Source organism: Streptomyces sp. NPDC048603 (assembly GCF_043199475.1).
Taxonomy (GTDB): Bacteria; Actinomycetota; Actinomycetes; order Streptomycetales; family Streptomycetaceae; genus Streptomyces.
This window is the reverse complement of record NZ_JBICVY010000001.1, coordinates 637,445-661,296: the sequence shown is the minus strand read 5'-3', so window position 1 is coordinate 661,296 and position 23,852 is coordinate 637,445. Positions and strand designations below refer to the sequence as shown.

Sequence of the window (23,852 nt, the reverse complement as noted above, 5' to 3'; positions counted from 1 at the left end):
CCCCGCCGGGAGACGCACGGTCCGCAGACGCGCCGTCAGCAGAGGCTCCGTCCGCGGACGCGCTCCCCGGCGCCGCGCCGCCCGGGCCGGAGCCGGCCGCCGCCAGCAGGGCCGCCACCGTCGCCTCCCAGGAGGCGAGCGCGTGCCGGGACCGGTAGGCGAGCAGCGCGTCCATCGACTCGCGGGGCAGCCGCAGCCAGCCGCAGCCCGGGAAGTGCTGCTCCATCATCTCCCGCCACACGGCCACCGGGAGGCGCACCGGGGCTTCGCGGTCCCAGGCCACCGGAGCCACCCGGAACCCCCCGGCACCGGTGAACGCCGTACCGGAGAACAGCAGGAGCAGCGGCGCCTCGCCCTCGCGGAGCGCCGCGAAGTAGCGGGTGGCGGCGATGTCCATGTCGTACGTGCACGGCACCGGCAGGTCGACCTCGGTGGAGCCGGTGAACGAGGGCACCATGAGCGACACGTGGGCGAACTGCAGCGGATGGAGGGTGCCGTGCCAGCGGGAGCGCTCCCCGAACAGGTCGGTGAGCCCGGCCGCCTCCTCGGTCCCGTAGCCGCGCCGGGCGGGTTCGATGCGCAGCTGGCAGCGCAGGGCGAGGGCATGCACCCGGGTGTCCGGGGGCGCGGTGATCCGCAGCCGGAACACCAGGGTGGGGCCGGCGGCGTACGGGTCGGCGCGTACGCCCGTGCACGAGAAGTCGAGATCGGTCACGGCCGCACCTCCCCGCCGTCCGCCGGCGCCCGCCCGGCCGGGCCGGCCTCCGCGCCGTCCAGGGGGCGGGCCCGCCGCTCGACCTCCGCGAAGAACTCCCGCAGCGCGGCCCGCGCCTCGGACCCGCCGTCGAAGCCCTGCCAGAGCAGCCGCATCCGGCCGACGAGGCGGTAACAGACGTCGATCGGCACCAGGTGGCAGCCGGTACGGCCGCCCGCGGCCGGATCCCGGTGCAGGAGCAGCGCCTCGACGTCCGGGCGGAGCATCGCGGCGAGCGGAGTGGCCTCCAGCACCGACTGCCAGAGCCCGGGGTCCAGTTCGCTCTCGGTGGCGCCCGCCGGGCTGGGATAGAGCGCAACGAGCCGGTCGAGGGCGGCGTTGCGGAAGAAGAACGCCACCCCGACGGGGATCTGGAGCGCGTCCCAGGCGGACTCGTCCAGCCGGTGCACGGGATCGGACAGGTACCGGTCCGGGACAGCCCGGAACCGCCCGGTGGCTGCCTCGGGCCGGTCGAAGAGCATCGCGCAGGCGGGGCAGGCGCAGACCAGGGTCCGCCGTTCGACCTCCACCAGGTGGCGGTGACCGTCCCCGGCCACCTCCGTCCCGCACAGCTCGCACCGTTCGGGGCGCGGCGGCCGAGGCCCGGTGAACCGGCGCAGTCCACGAGGCCGGGCGGCCGGGGCAGCCGGGGTGGCCACCCCGGCCGGCCCCGGTGCGGGGGCGCTCACCGCGGCCGGGCCGTGGCCGCGGCCCGGTCAAGGCCGCCGATCTGGAGCAGCGGCCGGACGGGCGCGGCCGGCTCCAGCGCCACCGACGCCACCTCGGGCACCAGCGCCGCGAAGGCATCCTCCAGGGCGCCTGCGTCGGGCCCGCCGCAGCCACAGCCGCCGCCCGCGCTCTCGGCGGGGCGCAGCCGCACGGCACCGGTGTCCGGGTCGAAGGCGACGAGCTCCACCGGCTGCGGGGCGGCCGCCAGCACCCGGCCGATGCGCGTGCGCACGTCCTCCGGGTGCAGGTCGTGGAGCGCCAGCAGGCTCCCCACCAGCGTGTCGTCGAGCAGTGGGGCGAGGCGGTCCGCGTCCATGCCCGCCACCAACCGGGCCAGTCCGGCCCCGTAGAACTCCATCAGCACCCGGATGAGTTCCTCGGCGGCCGAGCAGGAGGCGCGGTCTCCGGTCGCGGCCAGTCCGTCGAGGATCTCCTCGACCCGCCGGCCCGCCTCGGCGGCGTCGGCGGGCCGGGCGTCCCGTACTCCGGCGGCGGTCGCGCTCATCCGCCCAGTCCGCTCAGGCCGGTGGGCACGTGCATCTGCTTGACGGTCTTCCCGTCGCCGACGTACATGTGCACACCGCAGGGCAGGCACGGGTCGAAGCTGCGCACGGCCCGCATGATGTCGATGCCCTTGAAGTTCTCCGGGGAGTTCTCCTCGAAGATGGGCGTGTTCTGCACGGCGTCCTCGTACGGTCCCGGGGTGCCGTAGGAGTCGCGCACGCTGGCGTTCCACGGGGTCGGCGGGTACGGGTGGTAGTTGGCGATCTTGCCCTCGCGGATCACCATGTGGTGCGAGAGCACCCCGCGCACCGCCTCGGTGAACCCGCAGCCGATGGACTCGTCCGGCACCTCGAACTTCTCCCAGGTCTGGGTGCGTCCGGCCCGGACCTCGGCGAGCCCCTGCTCGGCGCAGTGCAGCGCGATGCCCGCCGCGTAGGCCTGGAAGTACGTCCGGGCGCGGTTGCGCTCCAGGGCGTTGCTCCACTTGGGGATCCGCCACTCGAAGGTGGTCTCCGGCTTGGTCATGGTGCGCGGCAGGTTGATGACCACGCTGTGGCCGGTGGCCTTCACGTACCCGACGTCGACCAGACCGGACAGGGCCGTGGACCACAGGCGGGCGATGGGGCCGCCGCCGGTGTCCAGGGCCAGGTGGTCCTTGCCGTCGAACCAGCGCGGGGACATCACCCAGCTGTACTTGTCGTCGAAGTTCCGTTTCTGCGGGGCCGGGATGGTGTGCTGGTTCCACGGGTGGCGCGGGTCCACCGGGTTGCCGAGCGGGTCGTGCGTGACGAACTGCTCCTGCCCGGCCCAGTCCTCGTAGTACGAGCTGCCCAGCAGGATCCGGATGCCGAGGTTGATCTCGGTGAGGTCGTTGGTGACCAGCTTGCCGTCCACGATCACGCCCGGGGTGACGAACATCTTCCGTCCCCAGTCGGTCATGTTGGCGTAGGTGAAGTCGCAGTACTCGGGGTCGTTGAGGGCGCCCCAGCACCCCAGCAGCACCCGGCGGCGGCCGACCTCCTCGTACCCGGGCAGGGCCTCGTAGAAGAAGTCGAACAGGTCGTCGTGGAGCGGCACCACCCGCTTCATGAACTCCACGTACCGCATCAGCCGGCTCATGTAGTCGGTGAACAGCTGCACGGACGCGACGGTGCCCACACCGCCCGGGTAGAGCGTGGAGGGGTGCACGTGGCGCCCCTCCATCAGACAGAACATCTCCCGCGTGTAGCGGCTGACCTGCAGCGCCTCACGGTAGAACTCGCCCTCGATGGGGTTGAGGGAGCGCATGATGTCGGCGATGGTCCGGTAGCCGTGCTCGGCGGCGTGCGGGGCCTCGGTGCGCTCGGCGAGCTCCAGCACCCCCGGGTTGGTCTCCCGGACCATCTTCTCGCAGTAGTCGACCCCGACCAGGTTCTCCTGGAAGATGTTGTGGTCGAACATGTACTCGGCCGACTCGCCGAGGTTGATGATCCACTCACCGAGGTGCGGCGGCTTCACCCCGTAGGCCATGTTCTGCGCGTACACCGAACAGGTCGAGTGGTTGTCCCCGCAGATGCCGCAGATCCGGCTGGTGATGAAGTGCGCGTCACGCGGGTCCTTGCCCCGCATGAACACGCTGTAGCCGCGGAAGACCGACGAGGTGCTGTAGCACTCGGCGACCCGCTTCTGCTTGAAGTCGATCTTCGTGTGGATGCCGAGACTGCCCACGATCCGGGTGATCGGATCCCAGGCCATCTCGACCAGGCCACTGCCGTCACCGGCCGCCTTCGTGTTCGCTGCCATCGTGTCTGCCGTGACCCTTCCTGGTGAGGGGGAGCTGAGGGGGTGGGGGGAGCGGGAGGAGCGGGAGGAGCGGGCAGGGGAGGTCACCAGGGCGGCCGGTAGCCGGTGGTGATCTTCGTGCCGGTCCGGCGCCACTTGGGCTCCTCGTCGACCGTGTGCTCGGTGATCGCCCGGAGCTTGCGGATCACCGCGCCGTACGCGCCGCTGGCCGTGGTGGACAGCTTCGCGCCGGGCGGCTCGTCCATGAAGGGCATGAACTTGTCCGGGAAGCCGGGCATGGTGCACGCGATGCAGATGCCGCCCACGTTGGGACAGCCGCCGACCCCGTTGATCCAGCCCCGCTTGGGCACGTTGCACTTGACGACCGGCCCCCAGCAGCCCATCTTCACCAGGCACTTGGGGGAGTCGTAGGTGTGCGCGAACTGGCCCTGCTCGTAGTAGCCGGCCCGGTCGCAGCCCTCGTGCACGGTGTTCCCGAACAGCCAGGCCGGACGCAGCTTGTCGTCGAGCGGGATCATCGGGGCCGAACCCGCCGCCTGGTAGAGCAGGTAGGTGAGCGTCTCGGCGAAGTTGTCGGGCTGGATGGGACAGCCCGGCACGCACACGATCGGGATCCCGGCCTGCGACTTCCAGTTCCAGCCCAGGTAGTCCGGCACGCCCATGGCGCCGGTCGGGTTGCCCTCCATGGCGTGGATGCCGCCGTACGTCGCACAGGTGCCGATGGCGACGACGGCGAGGGCCTTCGGCGCCAGCCGGTCGATCCACTCGCTGGTGGTGATCGGCTGCCCGGTCTCCGGGTCGTCGCCGAAACCGCACCAGTAGCCCTCGCGCTTGATCTGCTCGTTGGGCACCGATCCTTCGACGACCAGCACGAACGGATCGATCTCGCCGCGCTCGCCCTTGAAGAACCACTCGATGAACGTGTCGGCGCCGCCCACCGGCCCGCACTCGAAGTCGATCAGCGGCCAGTGCACCTGGATCTTCGGCAGGCCGGGCAGGGCGCCTGTCACGATCTCCTCGATGCTCGGCTGCATGGCGGCGGTGAGGGCGACGGAGTCCCCGTCGCAGCTCAGGCCGGCATTGATCCAGAGGATGTGGATCGGGGGGTCGTCCGCCGCGACCGCGGGGCTGGCGTTCATGCGGATGCCTCCTCGGGGAGGTGGTCGGGGAGGGGCCGGTACACGGCCCCACCCTTCTTGCTAGCAGGGGGTCCGGGTCGGTGCGCTGTCATGTTCGGCCGGTCCGGTGACCACGCACCGTGAGGTGTGGCGGAGTGCCGGTGAGGGGCTCCTTGCGGACGAAGGCCCGGCGCAGCGCGTGGAAGGGCGCGCCGGGGTCGTCGAAGACGGCCCGCATCCGGGCGAGCTCGGCCGCCCGGTACTCGGCGAGCGGACGCTCCGCCTCGTCCCGCTCGCGCCGCTCCTTCTTCGCGGCGATCCGGGCCTGGGCCCGGGGCAGGGCGGCCAGCCGGACGGCCAGCCGGGCCGTCTCCCCGGCGAAGGCGTCCGGGGAGCAGCCGATCGTACGGTCGGCCAGGCCGGCCCGGACCGCGGCGGCGGCACCCATCGGCAGCGCCTCGGCCATCAGCCGTTCGGCCGCGGCCGCACCGGCCCGGCGCGGCAGGGTGTACGTCCAGTACTCCGAGCCGTACAGACCCATCAGCCGGTAGTGCGGGTTGAGGACCGTACCGGCCCGGCACCAGACCTCGTCGGCGGCCAGGGCCAGCATCGCTCCGCCGGCCGCCGCGTTGCCGCCCAGCGCGGCGACGACCAGCCGGTCGGTGGTGGTCAGCACCGCCTCCACCAGGTCGTCCATCGCGTTGATGTTGGCCCAGGACTCGGCCGCGGGATCCTCCGCGGCCTCGATGACGCCGAGGTGGATGCCGTTGGAGAAGAAGTCGCGGCCGCCGCCGAGGACGAGGACGGAGGTGGGGCGGGAGCACGCGGCCTCGTAGGCGTCCAGCAGCCGCCGGCAGCGGTCGGTGCTCATGGCCCCGCCGGGGAAGGAGAAGCTCAGGAAGCCGACCTGGCCCTCCTCGTGGTAGCCGATGTCCGACCAGGTGCCGCGCCCGGCCGGCCCCGGCGGGGCGGGCACCTCCGGCAGCTCCGGCGGCAGACCGCCGAGCGCCGGTGCCAGCGCCAGGGTGGCCGGCAGCTTGACCGGGGCCGGCCCGCCGGAGGCGCGTACGGCACGCAGCTCGGGGATCCAGACGGCCCCGTCCGCGGTGGCCCGGCAGACCGCCCCGGCCCGGGTGGCCAGCAGGGCACCGGGCGTGCCGCGCAGCCGGTCCTCCGGGTACCCGCCGTGCAGGTACCACTCCGCGCCCAGCAGTTCGTCCCGTACGCCGGGCTGTGAGTCGGCGGCCCGCAGCCGGGCCAGCACCCGCGCCGTGGAGTCCCGCGCCCAGTCGATGCGCCGGTCGGCCTGCCGCACGGGCGGCCGGGCCGCCGCCGGCCCCTGGGGGAGCGGTGCGTACGTCCCGGACGCGTAGCGCTCCACGGCCAGCAGCACCGCCTCCAGGGCGGCGTCGGCCACCTCGCCCCGGTACAGCGAACTCTTGCCGGCCTCCGGGACCTCGCACTCCGCGGCCGCCCACACGTCCCCGGCGTCCATTTCGGCGTTGGCCTGCAGCACGGTGACCCCCCAGCGGGCGGCACCGTCGTGCAGGGCGTGGTCCAGGGAGGACGGGCCCCGGTCGCCGGGCGGCCCGGGGTGCACGATCAGGCAGGTGCGCCGCGCCCAGACCTCCTCCGGCAGCGCGGTGCGCAGCATCGGCGCGAGGACCAGGTCGGGGTCGTGGCGGTCGACGGCCGCGGCGAGGGAGACCCCGGGCACGGCGAGCTCCACGGCCACCTGGTGGCCGTGCTCGCGGAGCTCGGTGTGGACGCGCTGGGTCAGGCTGTTGAAGGCACTGGCGACGAGCAGGATGTGCACGTGGTCTCCGGCGTTCGGGGGCGGTGGTCGGTGACACGGGGGCCGGCGGGCGGGGCCGGCCGGTCGCGTCGGCTGCATGCCCCGTCAGCGCGACGGACACCCGGTCTCCGTGGCCCGTCGACCGCGCCCCGTGGCATGACCGGCCGCCAGCGATGATCCGGGAGGCCTCGCCGCGCAGCGGTGCCGCCGGGCAGCGAGGTCACCCGAAAGCGGTGCCCGTCAGGGCCGGTCGGCGGGCGTACCGGCGGGCCCTCGCGCCATCCGGGCGCCCGGTCCGGACCTCGTCCCGGAGGCTCAGCCGGCCAGTACCGTCAATCTGCCCAGTCCGATGCCGATGCCGATGTCGGGGTCCTGGCCCCAGGCCATGACCGCGACACTCTGTTCGGTCTGGACCGACGCGGGGGCGGTGAACGTCGCCGAGGCACTGCCGTCGGTGGTGCTGAGCGTGCCGAGTCCGGTCGGGAAGACGAGCCAGGAGACCTGATCCAGATCGTCGGCGTCCGCCGTGAGGGTCACGGTGTCGCCGGGGTTCAGCGTTGTTGCCGATGCCGTGATCGTGACGGTGGTGGTCGGCGCCAGTTGGACGGTGGCCGGGTTCCCGGACGTACCGGGGCTGATGGTCACGCTCTCAGGCTGGGTCACCGCCGTCGGCGCGGTGTAGATCCAGGAGCCGGTGGAGTAGCCCTGTGTGAGCGTCCCCGTTCCTGGTGGGGAGAGTGTGCAGGTCGCGTCGGCCGGCCGGCCGTCGGAGTCGACGACGAGCACGGGGTAGCTCTGCCCGGCGGTGAGTGTCAGGGCCGTCGGTGTGACGGTGTCGCCGCTTGTGGGTGCCGCGGGTGCCAGCACTGCCATGGCCTTGCCCACGAGTGAGGCGTCGGCCTGGTCGATGGCGGTCACGATGATCACGGTGGGCTGCTCCACGGCGTCGGGCGCCTGGTAGAGGCCTCCGGAGTCGATCGTGCCGAGCGGTGGCTGGATCTCCCAGGCGACCTGTGCGGGCGATCCGGCGTTGGCGGCGGTGAACTGTTGCCGACCCGTGGGGGCCAGTGTGGCAGTGGGCGGGCTGACCGTGAGCGTGGATTCGATCCGGCCCGTCAGTTGCAGATCGCCGGGGACGCCGGCCGTTGCGAGCCGCAGCACCTGCGCCGAGGGAAAGAGCAGGTTCTGCAGGGCGAAGGTGTCCACGTCGGGAAGTTGCACTGCTCCGAAAACCGCCTGCAGGTTCTGCTGCAATGCGGTCTTCATGTCGGAGGGCAGGTCTGCGACGGTGTTGGTCCACCAGTGGTCCCACCAGCTTCCGGGATTGTCCGGCGTCAGCGTGGCCGCGGCCGTACCGGAGAAGCTCACGATGTCGGTGAGGGGATCGGCTGTCGCTGCGAATGTCGTCGTGACATTCGCGTCGAGGGTGCAGGACACGATGGGTTGCAAGGGCCCGTAGGGGGTGGACTGGGTTTCGGAGAAATACTGTTCGAACGAGCATGTCCAGGTCGACACGAGAGAGTCGCTGTTCGGTGCCACGGTGAAGGAACCCGGGACCAGTACGACCTTCTGGAAGTAGCCGTGGTCGTCGGACGTCCAGGGATCGTTGCCGTCGGTCGGCTGAGTGGGCGGGAAGCAGCCCAGGTCGAGCTGCCCCCCGGAGCCGTCGACCTGATAGGCCCCGTTGCTCTGCTGCGCAGAGAACGTCGTGCCGATCGCGGAGAACTCCTGGGTGAGTGTGGGGGCGATCAACGAGGAGAACAGGACCTCTCCGGATACCAGCAACGCGGCCGTGTCGCCGTCGGGGATCGGGTACACCGGCAGGGGACCGACCGTGGTCGAGCCGCTGCCGTTGGTCTTGATGAGCAGCAGGACCGCGCCGTCATCGGCACTGCCGGGGTTCTGCTGAACGGCGATGTCGAACCCGGTCGGCTGGAGGCAGGCGGGCACCCCGCTCTGCTGGACGGTGCCCAGTGGGTAGCTGGTCTGCTGCGTGGCGAAGTAGGTCTGCAGGGCGGTGCCCATTTCGGTGAGCACCGTCGATCCGGGTTCGATCCCGCTGACGGTGGGCTGGTACGCCGCGTCCGCGAGGTTGAGCGTCACCGAGCCGATCTCGCTGTCGCTGCCCTGCACACTGCTGAGCCGGACCGGGCCGTTCAGCCATGACGAGCGCGGCTCGACCGGCAGCACGCTGCGCACCACGGAATTGATCGGGTCGACGCGCAGCAGGCTGCCGGACACGAGGAACATCGACAACTGGCACTGGGCCTCGCCGTTGTCGCCGGAGAAGGAGAACTCCGGCGGGCCGAGCACGGTGTCGACGAGGACGAAGTCGGTGTTGTCGGTGAAGGCCACCCGGACGGGGCGAACCGGGCTGGTGGGACCGTCCGTGAGGTACTGCAGGCGGAACAGTGCCGAGACCTGCTCGGCGTTCATGGCGCAGACGGCGTCCCATCCCTGGGTGTTGAGCACCGGCGGGTCTCCGGCATGCACAGGGGCGGGGGCGGGGGCGTGGAGTGTCATGAGGCGATCGCATTCTTCATCTGCAGTATTCCGCCGGGCACGCAGCCCACGAAGTCGAAGACGCATTTGGCGCCGATGCAATACGGTCCGGCGGCGCTCCTGCGGATGACGCCGAGATTCAGGAAGGCGAGGGCGTCGGGGATCGGAAGGAGGAATCCGGCGGCGATCTCATAGTCGTCGAGCTCGTGCTCCGCGGTCTCGTACCCGGTGAGGGTCAGCTCCGCCACGCCGACGAGGGTGAGCACGACGGCCGCGATGTCCGTGGAGACGGGGCTGAGCTGCTCCTGCAGCACCTGCAACGCCGCCATGGGGACGGCCTTCAGGACCAGCACCAGCGCAACCAGGGCGATCGCTCCGCCCTCCAGCACGTCCTCGATGGACAGCCCGTGGTACGTCGCCCAGATCAGTCCCGTCCACACGAGCCCCGTCAGGGTGACCCACCCCGGGGCCTTGGGCCCGAGCAGGTCGCTGATCATGGCGGGGATGTAGTAGAAGGCCTGGAGGATTCCCGAGGCGATCCGGTATCCCTCCGGCACCTCGCCCGGGAGCCCACCCCTCGCGAGGCCGCTGCCCGGTGCGAACGTACCGCTCGGGAACGGTTCGCCGTGCGCGCCTTCGACGAGCTTGTACACCACGGTGGTGGGGAAGGCGGCGAGCATCGCGGTCAGCGCCCCGACGGTCAGCCGGCCGTCGTCGGGGTAGCCCGCGGCGTCGGCCATCCACTGCCACAGCGTGTTGACCGGGCCCCAGTCCAGTTCCTGGGCGAGCAGTTCCGTCAGGCCGTCCATGGCGATGTCGGACAGGCCGATGTAGGCGGAGACCATCGCGTCGGCGAGGTCGAGGCCGGAGTCGACGAGCCCTTCGACGCCGGTCAGCAGGTCGGCGACCCCTGTGGTGCCGAAGGTGTCCGGGTGCTCGATCAGCGTCTGCAGCGCACCGGCGAAGCCGGAGATCGCGCCGACGAAGTCACCTTCCGCATTGGACAGTTGGCTGCTGAAGGCCTGCCACGGGTCCTGCGCGGGCTGGTAGGCGGACAGCCCGGTGTCCTCCGGGGCCGAGGAGCTGACCTTGTCCTGGAGCCAGTTGTGATGGACGTTCTGGGAGTAGTCGGCGGCCGTGGTGCTGCCGACGAGGGAGGGGCTGGTGCTGGGCGGCGGCTGCTGGAATCCGGGCAGGGCGTTGAACTGCCGGCCCTCGGCGGCGTTCACCGCCGCGGTGAAGGCCTTCTTCGCGCTCTGCTCCTGGGCGGTGAACCACCCTTCGGCGATGCTCCCGTAGTGGTCGACGAAGGCCTTCACGTACGCCGGAAGCAGGTTGATGGCCTGCTCGAAGGCCATCTTCGTCCGCCAGATCGCGCCGAAGTCGAACAGCGCCTTGAGCCAGTCGATCACCTTGTCGACCTCGGCCTCCACCCAGGCGAACACGCCGGAGATGAAGTGAGCGGCCTGCTCGATCCCGGCCACCGCGAGGTTGATCCCCTTGGCGATCTCGTCGCCGATCTGCACGGTGAAGGTCGCGATCGCGGTGGCGGCGTCCACGACGGCGTCGACGATGTCGACCAGGCCGTTCTTGATGCCCTCCCAGATGTCTCCGGCCCACCGCTCGATGTCGCTCCAGAAGCTGTCCGGCTCCCCGCCCGCCTCGGACAGCGCCCGCGCGAGTTCCTCCGGGGTGCGCAGGATGGTGAACCGGGGCTCGCGGCCCCGCAGTTGGAGCCGGTAGCCCGCCCTCCCGGACGAATCACCTCCCAGACCGGACTGCGCCGTGTTCTGGATGCCCGCCGCGGCGACCGGGGCCGTGCTGCCCGTGGCGCCGGGTGCCAGCGGCCCTCCGTCCACGACCGCCGCCGTCAGCGTGTCACCGCCGGCGTCGAACTGCGGCAACGGGCCATCCGGATGTGTCGGGTTCAGGGTGCCCTTCCCGGACAGATAGGTGAGGACCCCGGATGCGGGCCGCACGTCGATGGGCGCGGTCAGGCCCTCGGCGTCCAGCGTCATGGCGGGAGCGGACAGCCCGGCCGTGACGAGCATGGCCATCGTGAGCTTGCCCATTGCGTCGGTGGTCAGGCTCACCGGCTCGCTGCCCACGGTGACGGTGGAGCCGGCACAGGACAGCTCGCACGCCGAACTGCCCGCCGCGGCTGCCAAGGTCACCGGATAGTTGGGCACCGGCGCACCGTTGGCATCCATGACGCTGGCCTCGGTGCGGTAGCGGACGACCTCGTAGGCCGTGGCCTCGGCGGACGACGCCAGCACCGTGCCGCTGCGCCACATCAGGGTCTGCGGATCCTGCACGTGCAGCCGCAGCGAGCCGATGGCCGCGTCGATCGCGAACAGGGTCGGTGCGTCGGCCGGGACGCCCGAGCTCGCCACTCCGGCGATCCCCGTGTCCAGGGGGATCGGCGGTGACCAGTTGGGCGTGCCGTCCTCGTTCCAGGGCGTGTCCGGGTCCATGTGCAGCACCCAGAGCTTGAGCGAGGTGTCCTGGACGTAGAGGTGCAGTGAGTCGTCGGTGGAGACGTGCCCGGTGGCCGACGCCGTGGACAGGGCCGGCCCGGGCGACTGCACCACCGTGGTGAGGGGGGTCTGGCTCCACAGACGCAAGGTGTCATCGGTGTCGACGAGGGCGAAGACGGCGGTGTTCACCACGGGATTCCAGAAGCCGACCACGACCTGCTTCAGCGTGCCGTCGTACTCGGGCAGGTCCGCCACACTGGCCGCGGTGTCTCCCAGCGCGCCGAGGACCAGCATCGGTGCCTCTCCGATGTTGGCGACGAGGGTCCAGCTTGACTCGTCGGTGAGGACGAGCCGGAAGTCACCGCCCAGTCCGCCGGGCAGGGAGCACACGGTCATGGTGAAGGGGCCGCCCACCGCCTGCTGGTAACAGGTCACCAGGTTTCCGTCCGGGTCCGCCCCGTACAGCACGAGACGGCCCGCGGGGCTGTAGGCGGCGCGGAGACCGGTCACGGCGCGGTCCCCCACCGGCTGCGGGGTGCTCCAGGTCACGCCGTCCGACTGCAGCAGGCTGGTGCGCAGCGTGGTGCCGTCGGACAGGAAGGCGTAGACCGCGGACTGCGAGCTGCCCGGATAGGCGGTGCCGGCGGCGACCTCCACGGCCTCCGTCCCGCCGAACGGCGTGCGCTTCGTCCAACCGCCGTCCGCCGAGGTGTCGGGAGCGATGTGCGCGAACTGCGGTGGCGCATCCTGGACCGGTACGACGGCCAGTGCCTCGGGCCGGGTGTTGCCCGGCACGCCGCCGCCGGCGGGGTTGTCGAAGACCGCCACCGGAGTCTCACTGGTCGTGTCGACCGGGATGGTGGCCGCCATGATCACGTCATGGCTGAGCTCCTGCGTGACGTTGACCTGCAAGGGGGTCGCCGGTGTGCCCGCGGCCTCCCTCACGCGCCGCGCGCGTTCGGGTGTTGCGGTGGTCGTCACCACTGATCCTCCCAACATCGGGGCGCCGCGAAGCGGCAGGACCACGCACCGGTTCTTTCGCGCACGCGGCCTGACGCGTACAGGCGGAGAGAGCCTCGGGCCTCGCGCTTCGGCGCACGGAACCGCTCGCCCGACGACCCCGCGGAGCCGAGTCCTCACGGTCGTGAGCCGGTCAGTCGGTCACTCCGGCCGGAGCCCTGCCAGGTGTGGCCCCGGCGGTCCGGCAAGAAAAAAGCCCCCTAACCGTGATACCCCAGGGTCGACGTGTTCTCAAACGCTGGGTGGAGCACCGCCGGGCAGCCGGTCCGGGCCTCGCGCAAGGTGTGCCGGGCCGTGGAACGGGCAGGCGCCCGGCATGGCCTTCCAGCACCCGGCGAAGCGGCGGGAGGACGGCAGTGGCGGCTGGTTCGAGCGCCTCGCCGAGCTGGCCTCCAACTTCACCAGTTCTGCCCTGTTCTCCTGCTTCTGCGTGGCCCTGGTCGCCGCGTTCGTGACCGTGCACGTCCTCGGACTGCCCATCGAGTGGCAGCACCTCGTGGGAGATGCGATGGCCGCGGTCTCCCTCCTCCTGCTCGCCCTGCTCAAGAACTCCGAACGCCGAGCCGAACACGCGATCCAGCGCAAGCTCGACGCGATCGCCAAGGCATTGCTGGAGGAACTGGAAAACCGCCAGGGCGGGGCGCGAAAGGACCTGGAGGACGCCATCGGCATGGACGAAGAGGTCTGAACACGCCTGCCGGAACGCGAGATCATTGCCGCCGTCAGAGGCCCCGGTGAACGGACCTGGCCGAGCAGGGCCAGTGGCTACCGGTCCGCGTCCGGACCGAGGCCCGGCTGGGGCCGGGTGCGCTGGTTCACGCTCCGGGTACCTCCACGATCACCAGCGTGCCGCGGCTGCCCGGACGGACAGCGTGTCGAGTGCCTGCCGGCATCCGGTAGATCTCGCCCGACTCCACAGCGACCTCAAGGCCCTCCACCAGCAGTTCCAGCCGCCCGTCGAGCACCAGCAGCACCTCATCGACCCCGTGAACCTCCTCCTCGACCGGGCTGCCGTCCATACGCAGGACCTTCACACAGGCCGTCCCCACCGTTCCCAGGGAACGGGAGCTCCAGGCAGCCGGCAGCGCGGCCGCTGTGTCCAGGACGTTGATCGAACTCATGGTGCGCCTCCCCGCAGGCTGCTTCCACCACGGCGCAGGCAGCCCGCCCTTCATCTTCAACGGATGCCGGAAAGCTATCCGAGCAGGGACGATCGCCGGTCGACCGTTTGGCAAAGCCTCTCCCCGGCGGCGTACGGGAGCGTGCTGCAGGGCACTTGGGCGGACCGCAATTCGATTGCCACGCCCGCAAGGCGCCGCCTAGGGTCGGCGGTATCGAACGGCGTGTAGCTCAGTCAGTCAGAGCACCGGGCTTCCTACCCGGGGGGCGCAGGGGCGGATCCTGCCACGCCGGCTTATGAACGAGAACGCTGACCAGCAGCATCCGACGAACCCCGGCCGTTCCGCCGGGGCGCCCGCAACCGCGACGGCCGGCCTCGACACCGCCTCGCCCGCGTACGCCGCGGGCCAGTTGGCACGTGCGCTGCGCACCTCCGTGTCGCACGCCGACCCGGCCACCCGCGACCGCGCCGCCGGCCGGATGCAGAAGTGGCGTGCGGTGCTGGCGGGCATGGCGGACGGCAGCCTCAGCATCGGTTCCCGGACTCCGGTCGCCGGACTGCCCGCCTGGGTCACTCCCGAGGTACTCCGCGGCGGATTCGCCACCGGAACGCCCGCCGCGGGCGGTCCCCTCGCCCCGTACGAGCAGGACGCCGCCCGCCGGGCCGGCGTGCCCGCCGACCGGGCCGCGCTCTTCGCGCACGCGCTGACGGAGCAGGGGCTCGCGGAGCTGTGGCGGCTGCTGGACACCGGCCGCTACGAGGTGTCCCTGCCCGAGGAGGGGGCCCTGCTGACCGTCGCCTGGCTCGTGCGGGCCGACGACTTCGAGACGGCCGCTGCCCTGGTGACCGAGCTCCAGCCGTTCGCCGACCGGCTGCGCTTCCTGCCCCGCCCCACCGACCGGCCCGCGCCCGACGTGAGCGCCGTGCACCGGCGTACCGTCGGCGAGGTCTCGGACGCGCTGCGCGCCCGTGGGCCCAAGTCCGCGATCGAGACCCAGCGGGAGGCCCTCGGCATCTGGCGGCCCTTCGAGGACGAACTGCTCGTCTACTGGCTGGAGCACGCCGATGTGAGCGGCGTGGCCGACGTCACCGACGTCGCCGCTGCGCCGTCCTCCGTTGCGCGCCCCGCCGGCCCGCGCCCGTCCGGCCCGCGGGCCGGCGCGGACGCGCGCGTGCGGGCCGCCGCGCTGCTGGAGCGCTACCGCGCCCTCGCGGCCGCCCACACGCGGTGCCGCAAGCACCGTGACCCGAAGTCCAACACCGGAATCATGCTGCGGGCCCTGGAGGAGGCCGCCGCGGGCCGCCCGCTCGTGCCCCGGCTCGCCGGGCTGCTGCGCCACGCCGTGACCTCGGTGGTCGCCAAGCGGGGCCTGCCCGGTTCGGAGCAGCACGCCCGGCTGCGTGCCGTGCAGGCCCGCCAGGCGGCCCTGCCGGCCCACCACGAGATCGCCGCCGCGGTGGCGGACCGGCTCGCGCCGCTGGACCGGCGGGCCGGCACGCCCGACGTCGACGGGCCGCTCGCCCCGGTCACGGAGGCGGAGGCCGCCGGGACGGGCCTGCCCGCCGGGACCGTCGTCCCGCCGCGCCTGCGGCAGGTGGTCCGCACCGCGCTCAGCGCCCCGCCCGAGGAGCTCGTCGCGCGCGGCCTGGTCCCGTCCGCGGAGGTGCTCGCCGAACTCGTCCCGCAGCTCGTGGCCAACGCCACGGCGCAGCGCTACGCCGACCCGGCCCTGCGCACCCTGGCGGCGGCGACGTACCGGGCGTTCCGCAACCGGCGTTCGCTGCTGCTGCTCAACCTGGCGCACCAGGTACGGGTGGACGAACTGCCCTGGGTCCGGGCGGTCGCCGGCCACGGCAGCGACGCCGACACCGAGGCCCGGGCGCGGGCGGCGGCCGAGGCCGCGCTGCGCCGGCTCGGCGACCTGGCCGTCGGCGCGTTCCCGGGCACGCTGCTGCCCAACCCGCTGGTGCGGGAGATGTCCCACCTGGCGCGCCGGGCCGACCTCCCGGCGCCGTTCACCGAGGAGCTCGCGGCCGACATCTTCATGGGGACGTTCAGCCCGAAGTTCCTGACCGCCGCGCGCACCGCGGCCGACCTCCTGGAGGGCAGCCTCTACGCCCGCTACTACGGGATCGACTGCGCCGCCGTACGGAACATGGCGGTGGTCCACGCCGCCGACGGCCTCGGCCGGACGGGTCCGGCCCGGACGGCACCCGCGTTCGACCGGCTGTGCGGCGAGCGGGCCGGGACGGAGGCGTCGCGCTCCTGGTCGCCGGCCGGCAACGGCACGGTCATCGAACAGGCGCAGATCCTGACCACCCACAACCTGGCGGTCCTGGTGCGGCACGCGGGCATCGCCCCGGAGGCGGGCTGGGAGGCCCTGGCCGGGGAGAGCTTCTCGGCGGTGTGCCGGCTCGTCGCCCGCGTCCACGGGCATCCGCGTCCGCTCGGCACCATCAAGGACGCGGCGTACGCCTGGCGGCAGATGCTGTTCTTCCTGTCGCTGTGCCCGCCCGGCCGGCAGGCCGCGCTCGTGCAGCGGCTGGCGGTGGAAGCCGCCGGGCAGCCGTGGCACGCGGCGGCCAGGCTCGCCCCGGCGGTCGCCGGACTGCGCCTGGTCGCGGCGGGCGGCACCTTCGACGCGGACGGCACCGCACTGGGCGGCCTGGCCCGCCGCTTCCAGGGCTGGACCACGACCGGCCACTGGATGCGCCCGCGCCCGGCCGGCGCCGCCCGCTGACCCGCCCGGCGGTGCGCGCCGCCCCCGCTACCGGTCGCCGTCGCGGGGCGCGGTGACGCGTGTGACGGCGTCGATCACCGCGGCCCGGTGCGCGTCGCGCTGTTCCTCGTCCCAGTCGGTACCGGTGGCGGTGGCGGTGGCGGTGGTGAACCATGCCTGGGCCAGCGCGAGCACCAGGGTGAGGATGTCTCCGGTGCCGTGCGTGGCGTCCACCCGGCCGTTCTCCTGGGCCGCGGCCAGCGCCTCGGTCTTGCGGGCGTAAGCCGCGGCCTCCAGCTCGGTGGCCGCGGGCCGCTCCAGCCGCTTCCACGTGACCAGTCGCATCAGCCGGGGGTCGGCGGTGAGGTGGTCGAAGACCGCTCCGGCGTAGCGGGGGAGGTCCTCGGCGTCGAAGGGGACCGACTCCGCGCCCGCGTCCAGCGCCTGCTGGATCACCTGGTCGAAGAGCTGCTCCTTGTTGCCGTAGTAGACGTAGATCATCCGCTTGTTCGCTCCGGCCGCCTCGGCGATCCGGTCGATCCGGGCTCCCGCGATGCCGTACTCGGCGAACTCGGCGAACGCCGCCTGGAGGATCCGCGCCTTGGTTGCCTGGGAGTCACGTGCCATGTGGCCCAGGCTAGCAAGTAACCAACCGGTTATTGACAAGCCCCCGCCCGCTGCCCATCATGGAACTAACCAGTTGGTTACCAACGGGCCGACCGCTGTTCCCCGGGTCGCCCCGGGTGACCTCACTTCGTTCACCTCTTCGATCCACCATGGATCCGTACGGAAGGAGCCGTCATGGAACTGCGCGCACTGGGAAGCCAGGGACTTCAGGTGGGGGCCGAGGGCCTCGGCTGCATGGGAATGAGCGCCTTCTACGGCGCCACCGACGAGGCCGAGTCGATCGCCACCATCCACCGGGCCCTGGAGCTCGGCGTCACGATGCTCGACACCGCGGAGGGCTACGGCCCCTTCCGCAACGAGCAGCTGATCGCCAGGGCCCTCACCGGCCGGCCCCGCGACCGGGTGGTGATCGCCACCAAGACCGGCATCGAGATCGACGACGACGGCAATCGCCTCGGCTTCAACGGCCGCCCCGACTACATCCGGCGCGCGGCCGAGCGCTCGCTGCGCCACCTGGACACCGACCACATCGACCTCTACTACCTGCACCGCATCGACCCGGACGTGCCCGTCGAGGAGAGCATCGGCGGCATGGCCGAGCTGGTGGCCGAGGGCAAGGTCCGCTACCTCGGGGTCAGCGAGGCCGCGGCCGCCACCATCCGCCGGGCGCACGCCGTCCACCCCCTCACCGCGGTGCAGACCGAGTACTCCCTGTTCGAGCGCGGTCTGGAGGCCAACGGGGTGCAGGACGCCCTCGGCGAACTCGGCATCGGTCTCGTTGCGTACTCCCCGCTGGGCCGCGGCTTCCTCTCCGGCGCCGTCAAGAGCCCCGACGGCTTCGCCGAGGACGACTTCCGCCGCACCGACCCCCGCTTCCAGGGCGAGAACTTCACCGCCAACCTGGCCGTCGTCGACGAGGTGCGCCGGCTGGCCGAGGAGAAGCGGGTCACCCCGTCGCAGCTCGCCCTGGCCTGGGTCCTGCACCGGGGCGCCGTCCCGATCCCGGGCACCAAGCGCCGTACGTACCTGGAGGAGAACATCGCCGCCACGGAGGTGACCGTCACGCCGGCGGACATCGCCGCGATCGAGGCCGTGGCGCCGCGCGGGGTGGTCTCGGGGGACCGCTACGCCCCCGAGCTCATGGGCATGCTCGACGGCTGATCCCGGCCCCCCGAGGGGACGGTGCGGAGGGTCAGGGGCCCGCGTCGATCTCCGCCACGATCGAGGCGGGGGTGTGTCCGCTGCTGTCCGACAGGCGGTGGAAGTCGACCGACACGTAGTTCGGCGTGCGGCCGCCGGACGCGGTGCGGCACTGGCCGGCGATCCGGTTCCGCAGCTTGCTGCCGTTGTCCAGGGCCGCCGTGAGCACGGTGGGCACGTTGCGGTGGTGGCTCATCGTGAACAGGCGCCGGAAGCCCGGCTCCTGCCGGTCCAGCGGGATGTCCGGCCAGCGGCTGACGCAGGACACGTCATCGCCGAGGTCGCCCAGGCTCCAGTAGTTGGACACCGTCCACGCCTTGCCGTCCATGACGCCCAGGTGCTCGCGGTCGTTCCGGTCGGAGAAGATCAGCAGGCGCTTGTTCGAGGTGACCAGATCGGCGACCTTCGGCCATCCGTGCTCGCGTACGCCCCACTGCTCGGGGCGGAAGAGCATGTCGGACAGGCCCCTGACCCGGCCGAGGGAGTTCTGCAGCTGCGCGGCGCTGACGTAGTCCTCCAGGAAGACCGTCACCACCTCCTGCGGGTGGGCGGCGAGGAAGTCCACCACGGTCTGCATCGTGCCGTGGAAGGACTGCCGCGGCAGGGCGTACGTGGCGCCGGCGAAGGTCTTGCAGTCGCCGTGGCACAGGTACACGTCGCTGGGGTAGCAGTCGCTGCCGAAGCTGATGACGCACAGCCAGGTGCTGCGCTCGTACCAGTGCGTGTCCAGGCTCAGTCCGCGGACGCCGTTGTTCAGCTGGTTGCGGACCGACTCCGACTGGTTCACCGAACTCCACCGGGAGTCCTCGTAGTTGGTGAAGGAGTTGTGGGTGGTCAGGAAGGCGGCCTCGTCGAGGCGCCGGTCGCCCCAGCGGGCCCTCGCCGCTTCGGACGCCGTGGCCGCGGAGCCGGCCGCCGGGGGCGCTGCGGGGGACGCGGCCGGAGCGGAAGCGGCCGCGCCGGCCGCCGTGCCGAGGAGGGCCAGCAGCAGGAGAAGGACGAAGGAGCGGCGGCCGGCTCTTCGTGGGAGCGCGGGCCGGGCGGTGCGCGCACGGCCGGGCGGCGGTGTGCGGCCCGGTTCCGGTAGCGACATGTCCATGTCAGTCATGAGCGGGAGGGTAGCGCGCGGGCCGGAACGGTTCCAGGTCCGGGTTCCGCTTCCGTATCCGGGCCGTTCCGGTTCCGGGGCCGGTTGTGGTCCGGAGTGACGTCCGACGCCCCGGATACGGAGAAGACACCGATCGTCACGGCCGGTGCACTAAACTGACGGGCTGTTTGGCGCATTGGCGGAACAACCCGGAAGAATCCGGCCACCCCGGCACCCGGACGGGTTCCGGAGCGAGACGTGAGGGCGGATGGCAGCCACACCCGAGCACGGTGAACTCACTCTGACCGACGGCGGCGAGACGCCCGGGGGACCGGGGCAGGAGGAGAACGGGAAGTCCGCCCGGTTCTCCGCCGGCCCCGCGGCCCCGCCGCGCACCCTCGTCGACGTCTTCGACGCATCCGTACGGGCGCACCCCGACGAACTCGCCCTGGACGACGGCACCGCCAGAATGACCTACCGGGCCCTGGCGGCCGAGGTCGAGCGGCGGCGGAAGGCCCTCGCGGCGGCCGGCATCGGGCTCGGGGACCGGGTCGGCCTACGGGTCCCTTCCGGCACCAACGAGCTGTACGCGGCGGTCCTCGCGGTGCTCGCCGCCGGTGCGGCCTACGTACCGGTGGACGCCGAGGACCCGGACGAGCGTGCCGAACTGGTCTTCGCCGAGGCCGGGGTGCGGGCGGTGCTCGGGGCCGGACAGCGCATCGACCTCGTCGCGGCAGCCGGCCCGGCAGTCGGCCCGGCGTCCGTTCGAGCCCCGGACCGCCTGTCCGACCGCGTGCCCGACCGCCTGTCCGACCGCGCCTCCGGCAGGGGGCCCGACGGAGAGCCCGACCGGGCCCGCGGGCGGACTCACGGCCGGATGCCGGGCCGGGCGGCCCCCGCCGCGCGGCCGGGCCCCGAGCACGACGCCTGGATCATCTTCACCTCGGGCTCCACCGGCAAGCCCAAAGGCGTCGCCGTCACCCACCGCAGCGCCGCCGCGTTCGTGGACGCCGAGGCCGCGCTCTTCCTCGCCGAGGAGCCGATCGGCCCCGGCGACCGGGTCATGGCCGGGCTGTCCGTCGCCTTCGACGCGTCCTGCGAGGAGATGTGGCTGGCCTGGCGCCACGGCGCCTGCCTCGTGCCCGTCCCGCGCTCCCGGGTGCGCAGCGGCGCCGACCTCGGGCCCTGGCTGGTGGAGCAGGAGATCACCGTGGTCTCCACCGTGCCGACCCTGGCCGCGCTCTGGGAGCCCGAGGCCCTCGACGAGGTCCGGCTGCTGATCTTCGGGGGCGAGGCGTGCCCGCCCGAGCTCGGCCGCCGCCTGGTCACCGAGGGCCGCGAGGTCTGGAACACGTACGGCCCGACGGAGGCCACCGTGGTCGCCTGCGCCTCGCTGCTGACCGGGGAGGAACCGGTCAGGATCGGCCTGCCGCTGGACGGCTGGGAACTGGCCGTGGTCGACGGCTCCGGCGAGCCGGTGCCGATGGGCGGCAGCGGCGAACTCGTGATCGGCGGTGTGGGCCTGGCCCGCTACCTCGACCCCGTGAAGGACGCCGAGAAGTACGCCCCGCTGGAGGCCCTCGGCTGGCGGCGCGCCTACCGCAGCGGGGACCTCGTCCGGGCGGAGCCGGAGGGCCTGGTCTTCCTCGGCCGCGCCGACGAACAGGTGAAACTCGGCGGGCGCCGGATCGAACTGGGCGAGGTGGACGCCGCGCTGCAGGCGCTGCCCGGGGTCTCCGCCGCGGCCGCCGCCGTACGCACCGCGGGCAGCGGCAACCAGCTGCTCGTCGGCTATCTCGTCGCCCAGCCGGGCTGGGACCGCGGGGCGGCCGTCGAACGGCTGCGGGCCGCGCTCCCCGCGGGCATGGTGCCGCTGCTCGCGCCGGTCGAGGAGCTGCCGACCCGTACCTCCGGCAAGGTGGACCGGGACGCGCTGCCCTGGCCCCTGCCCGACACGGAGCCCCCCGGCGGCCCCGCCGAGCGGCTGCACGGCACCGAGGCGTGGCTCGCCGCGCAGTGGCGCGAGATCCTCGGGGTGGCCGTCACGAGCGCCGACGACGACTTCTTCGCGATCGGCGGCGGCAGCCTCGCGGCCGCCCGGCTCACCACCCTGCTGCGGACCCGCTTCCCGGCCGCGGCCGTACTCGACGTCTACCAGCAGCCCACCCTGCGCAAGCTGGCCCGGCGGCTGGAGAAGTCGGCGCAGGACGACACCACGGCCCGGACCGTCGCACCCGTACCGCTGCGGACCCAGGTGGCGCAGTGCCTCCTGATGCTCCCGCTGGCCACCGTGGTGGGCCTGCGCTGGACGGTGGCGGTCCTGGCCCTGGGCAACGTACTGCACCGGTTCGGGCCCTACCCGTGGGCGCCCACCGCCTCGTGGTGGCTCGTGGCCGCCGGAGCGGTCCTCTTCTTCAGCCCGCCCGGCCGGCTGGCGATCGCGGCCGGCGGCGCCCGCCTGCTGCTGCGCGGGGTGACACCGGGACACCACCCGCGGGGCGGCACCGTGCACCTCAGGCTCTGGACGGCCGAACGCCTGGCCGAATGCGCCGGCGCGCCCTCGCTCACGGGTTCCTGGCTGGAGCGGTACGCACGCGCCCTCGGGGCCAAGGTCGGCCCCGAGGTGGACCTGCACTCCATGCCGCCGGTCACGGGCATGCTCAAGCTCGGCCGGGGCTGTGCCGTGGAGCCCGAGGTGGACCTCTGCGGCCACTGGCTGGACGGGGACCGCCTCGTCATCGGCCCGGTCAAGGTGGGCGCCGGGGCGGTGGTCGGCACCCGCAGCGTGCTGTTCCCCGGCGCGCGGGTCGGCAAGCGGGCCGAGGTGGCCCCCGGCTCCTCCGTGACCGGACAGATCCCGACCGGCCAGCGCTGGGCCGGGGCGCCCGCGGTCAAACTCGGCCGGGCCAAACACAACTGGCCGGGGGAGCGCCCGCCCCGGTCGCTCCACTGGCGCGCCATGTACGGGGCGACCGGATTCTGCTTCGTGGCCCTGCCCGTGTGCGCCGGAGTGCCCGCCCTGCTCGTGCTGACCCGCTTCGTGCCCGCCGGGGCGGGCCCCGCCCGGGCCCTGGGCGGAGCCCTGCTCGCCGTGGTGCCCGCCGCGCTCGCCTTCGGCCTCGCCTACGCCCTGCTGCTGATGGTCTCGGTGCGCGTCCTGAGCATCGGGCTCCGTACGGGCAGCCACCCGACGCACAGCCGGGTCGCCTGGCAGGCGTGGACGGTCAGCCAGCTGATGGACCTGTCCCGGCAGACCCTGTTCCCGCTGTACGCGGGGCTCGTCACGCCGGTGTGGCTGAGGCTGCTCGGCATGAAGATCGGCCGGGGGGCGGAGGTGTCCACGGTGCTGGCGCTGCCCAGCCTGACCACCGTCGGCGAGGGCGCGTTCCTCGCGGATGACACCCTGGCCGCGCCCTGTGAACTGGGCGGCGGCTGGGTGCGGATCGGGAACTCCGAGATCGGCCGGCGGGCCTTCCTCGGCAACTCCGGGATGACCGCGCCGGGCCGTGCCGTGCCGGACGGCGGACTGGTCGGCGTACTGTCCGCCACCCCGAAGAAGGCCAAGAAGGGCAGCTCGTACCTGGGCCTGCCGCCGGTCCGGCTGCCCCGGCCGGCCGCCGACGCCGACCCGGGCCGGACGTACGACCCGCCGGCCCGGCTGCTCTGGGCGCGCGGCGCGGTGGAGCTGTGCCGGCTCGTCCCGGTGTTCTGTTCGGCGGCGCTGGCGGTCCTGGCCGTGGCGGCGGTCTGCGCCCTCGCCGGGGCGGGCGGGCCGGGCGGCCCGGGCATCGCGGCCGCGGCGGCGCTGTCCGGGGTGGTCCTGTTCGCCGCGGGCACGGCCGCGTGTGCAGTCGCGGTGGCCGCGAAATGGCTGCTGGTGGGCCGGCACCGGGTCGGCCGGCACCCGCTGTGGAGCGGCTTCGTGTGGCGCAACGAGCTGGCCGACACCTTCGTCGAGGTGCTGGCCGTGCCGTGGCTGGCCGGATCGCTGTCCGGTACGCCGCTGCTGGTGGTGTGGCTGCGCGCGCTGGGTGCCCGGATCGGCCGGGGAGTGTGGTGCGAGAGCTACTGGCTGCCCGAGACGGACCTGGTCGCCCTGGGCGACGCGGTCACCGTGAACCGCGGCTGCGTGCTCCAGACACACCTCTTCCACGACCGGATCCTGCAGATGGATACTGTGGTCCTCCATGAGGGCGCCACCCTCGGCCCGGGCGGGATCGTCCTGCCCGGGAGCACGGTCGGGGCCCGCAGCACACTCGGCCCCGCCTCCCTCGTGATGGCCGGGGAGTCCGTCCCCGAGGACACCCGCTGGCTGGGCAACCCGATCGAGGCGTGGCGGTCGTGAACGGGCGGCCCACGGGCGGGCCCCCCGGCACGGGCGGGCCCGCCGGCACGAGGCGGCCCACGAGCACAGCGC

14 protein-coding genes, 1 tRNA gene and 1 pseudogene are annotated in these 23,852 nt (G+C 72.9%); 5 read left to right on the top strand and 11 right to left on the bottom strand.

From position 1 onward, the window contains the following. Window positions 1-82: 82 nt before the first annotated feature. The 8 genes and pseudogenes from ACGFQ9_RS03170 to ACGFQ9_RS03135 all read right to left on the bottom strand — a co-directional run. A pseudogene (locus tag ACGFQ9_RS03170) lies at window positions 83-715 on the bottom strand (DUF6084 family protein); the annotation flags it as partial. Further along, entirely contained in the window at window positions 712-1,413 is a 702-nt protein-coding gene (locus tag ACGFQ9_RS03165; protein WP_393570808.1) for a DUF5947 family protein, read from the bottom strand. The gene ACGFQ9_RS03165 and the pseudogene ACGFQ9_RS03170, both read right to left, overlap by 4 nt. A gap of 26 nt (window positions 1,414-1,439) precedes the next feature. Then, the gene (locus tag ACGFQ9_RS03160) at window positions 1,440-1,988 is read right to left on the bottom strand and encodes a hypothetical protein (protein WP_393570577.1); all 549 of its coding nucleotides are present in this window, start codon (window positions 1,986-1,988) and stop codon (window positions 1,440-1,442) included. Beyond that, window positions 1,985-3,769: a nickel-dependent hydrogenase large subunit gene (locus tag ACGFQ9_RS03155; RefSeq protein WP_393570575.1), complete on the bottom strand. Its 1,785-nt coding sequence runs from the start codon at window positions 3,767-3,769 to the stop codon at window positions 1,985-1,987. The genes ACGFQ9_RS03160 and ACGFQ9_RS03155 overlap by 4 nt, the downstream gene beginning before the upstream one ends. An 83-nt stretch (window positions 3,770-3,852) precedes the next feature. After that, window positions 3,853-4,908 (bottom strand): hydrogenase expression protein HypE, encoded by a 1,056-nt coding sequence (locus tag ACGFQ9_RS03150; protein WP_393570573.1) that lies wholly within the window; start codon window positions 4,906-4,908, stop codon window positions 3,853-3,855. Window positions 4,909-4,996: 88 nt separating this feature from the next. Beyond that, the gene (locus ACGFQ9_RS03145; RefSeq protein WP_393570571.1) at window positions 4,997-6,703 is read right to left on the bottom strand and encodes an enoyl-CoA hydratase-related protein; all 1,707 of its coding nucleotides are present in this window, start codon (window positions 6,701-6,703) and stop codon (window positions 4,997-4,999) included. Window positions 6,704-6,997: 294 nt separating this feature from the next. Then, a complete protein-coding gene (locus tag ACGFQ9_RS03140) occupies window positions 6,998-9,205 on the bottom strand; it encodes a hypothetical protein (protein ID WP_393570569.1) in 2,208 nt (735 codons plus the stop codon). Beyond that, a complete protein-coding gene (locus ACGFQ9_RS03135) occupies window positions 9,202-12,642 on the bottom strand; it encodes a hypothetical protein (RefSeq protein ID WP_393570568.1) in 3,441 nt (1,146 codons plus the stop codon). Before ACGFQ9_RS03135 ends, ACGFQ9_RS03140 begins: the two co-directional genes overlap by 4 nt. A 355-nt stretch (window positions 12,643-12,997) precedes the next feature. Here ACGFQ9_RS03135 and ACGFQ9_RS03130 point away from each other — a divergent pair, with 355 nt between their 5' ends. Then, window positions 12,998-13,369, top strand: a complete 372-nt coding sequence (locus ACGFQ9_RS03130) for a hypothetical protein (protein WP_393570566.1) — start codon at window positions 12,998-13,000, stop codon at window positions 13,367-13,369. A gap of 127 nt (window positions 13,370-13,496) precedes the next feature. Here the strand turns inward: ACGFQ9_RS03130 and ACGFQ9_RS03125 are convergent, their stop codons facing one another. Then, window positions 13,497-13,802, bottom strand: a complete 306-nt coding sequence (locus ACGFQ9_RS03125; RefSeq protein ID WP_393570565.1) for a cupin domain-containing protein — start codon at window positions 13,800-13,802, stop codon at window positions 13,497-13,499. Window positions 13,803-14,020: 218 nt separating this feature from the next. Here ACGFQ9_RS03125 and ACGFQ9_RS03120 point away from each other — a divergent pair. Beyond that, a tRNA-Gly gene (locus ACGFQ9_RS03120) sits at window positions 14,021-14,094 on the top strand. Between the two features lie 3 nt (window positions 14,095-14,097). Further along, window positions 14,098-16,542 carry a hypothetical protein gene (locus ACGFQ9_RS03115; protein WP_393570563.1) on the top strand — a complete coding sequence of 815 codons (2,445 nt, stop codon included), beginning with the start codon at window positions 14,098-14,100 and terminating at the stop codon, window positions 16,540-16,542. Window positions 16,543-16,569: 27 nt separating this feature from the next. On the opposite strand, the gene ACGFQ9_RS03110 is transcribed toward ACGFQ9_RS03115, so the two are convergent. Next, a complete protein-coding gene (locus tag ACGFQ9_RS03110) occupies window positions 16,570-17,148 on the bottom strand; it encodes a TetR family transcriptional regulator (protein ID WP_393570561.1) in 579 nt (192 codons plus the stop codon). Between the two features lie 174 nt (window positions 17,149-17,322). Here ACGFQ9_RS03110 and ACGFQ9_RS03105 point away from each other — a divergent pair, with 174 nt between their 5' ends. Beyond that, window positions 17,323-18,309 (top strand): aldo/keto reductase, encoded by a 987-nt coding sequence (locus ACGFQ9_RS03105; protein ID WP_393570559.1) that lies wholly within the window; start codon window positions 17,323-17,325, stop codon window positions 18,307-18,309. A 31-nt stretch (window positions 18,310-18,340) separates the two neighbouring features. Here ACGFQ9_RS03105 and ACGFQ9_RS03100 read toward each other — a convergent pair whose 3' ends face one another. Further along, complete coding sequence (locus ACGFQ9_RS03100) at window positions 18,341-19,456, bottom strand: PI-PLC domain-containing protein (RefSeq protein ID WP_393570557.1); 1,116 nt, start codon at window positions 19,454-19,456, stop codon at window positions 18,341-18,343. A 247-nt stretch (window positions 19,457-19,703) separates the two neighbouring features. On the opposite strand from ACGFQ9_RS03100, the gene ACGFQ9_RS03095 reads away from it, so the two are divergent. Further along, window positions 19,704-23,780, top strand: coding sequence for a Pls/PosA family non-ribosomal peptide synthetase (locus ACGFQ9_RS03095; protein WP_393570555.1), 4,077 nt, complete (start codon window positions 19,704-19,706; stop codon window positions 23,778-23,780). The last annotated feature ends 72 nt before the right edge of the window (window positions 23,781-23,852 follow it).

What these genes read in the sequence shown, in the direction of transcription:
- ACGFQ9_RS03095 (WP_393570555.1), top strand. Translation starts at nt 19,704, where the DNA reads ATGGCAGCCACACCCGAGCACGGTGAACTCACTCTGACCGACGGCGGC.
- ACGFQ9_RS03140 (WP_393570569.1), bottom strand. Translation starts at nt 9,205, where the DNA reads ATGACACTCCACGCCCCCGCCCCCGCCCCTGTGCATGCCGGAGACCCG.
- ACGFQ9_RS03150 (WP_393570573.1), bottom strand. Translation starts at nt 4,908, where the DNA reads ATGAACGCCAGCCCCGCGGTCGCGGCGGACGACCCCCCGATCCACATC.
- ACGFQ9_RS03110 (WP_393570561.1), bottom strand. Translation starts at nt 17,148, where the DNA reads ATGGCACGTGACTCCCAGGCAACCAAGGCGCGGATCCTCCAGGCGGCG.
- ACGFQ9_RS03160 (WP_393570577.1), bottom strand. Translation starts at nt 1,988, where the DNA reads ATGAGCGCGACCGCCGCCGGAGTACGGGACGCCCGGCCCGCCGACGCC.
- ACGFQ9_RS03130 (WP_393570566.1), top strand. Translation starts at nt 12,998, where the DNA reads ATGGCCTTCCAGCACCCGGCGAAGCGGCGGGAGGACGGCAGTGGCGGC.
- ACGFQ9_RS03115 (WP_393570563.1), top strand. Translation starts at nt 14,098, where the DNA reads ATGAACGAGAACGCTGACCAGCAGCATCCGACGAACCCCGGCCGTTCC.
- ACGFQ9_RS03105 (WP_393570559.1), top strand. Translation starts at nt 17,323, where the DNA reads ATGGAACTGCGCGCACTGGGAAGCCAGGGACTTCAGGTGGGGGCCGAG.
- ACGFQ9_RS03100 (WP_393570557.1), bottom strand. Translation starts at nt 19,456, where the DNA reads ATGACTGACATGGACATGTCGCTACCGGAACCGGGCCGCACACCGCCG.
- ACGFQ9_RS03155 (WP_393570575.1), bottom strand. Translation starts at nt 3,769, where the DNA reads ATGGCAGCGAACACGAAGGCGGCCGGTGACGGCAGTGGCCTGGTCGAG.
- ACGFQ9_RS03125 (WP_393570565.1), bottom strand. Translation starts at nt 13,802, where the DNA reads ATGAGTTCGATCAACGTCCTGGACACAGCGGCCGCGCTGCCGGCTGCC.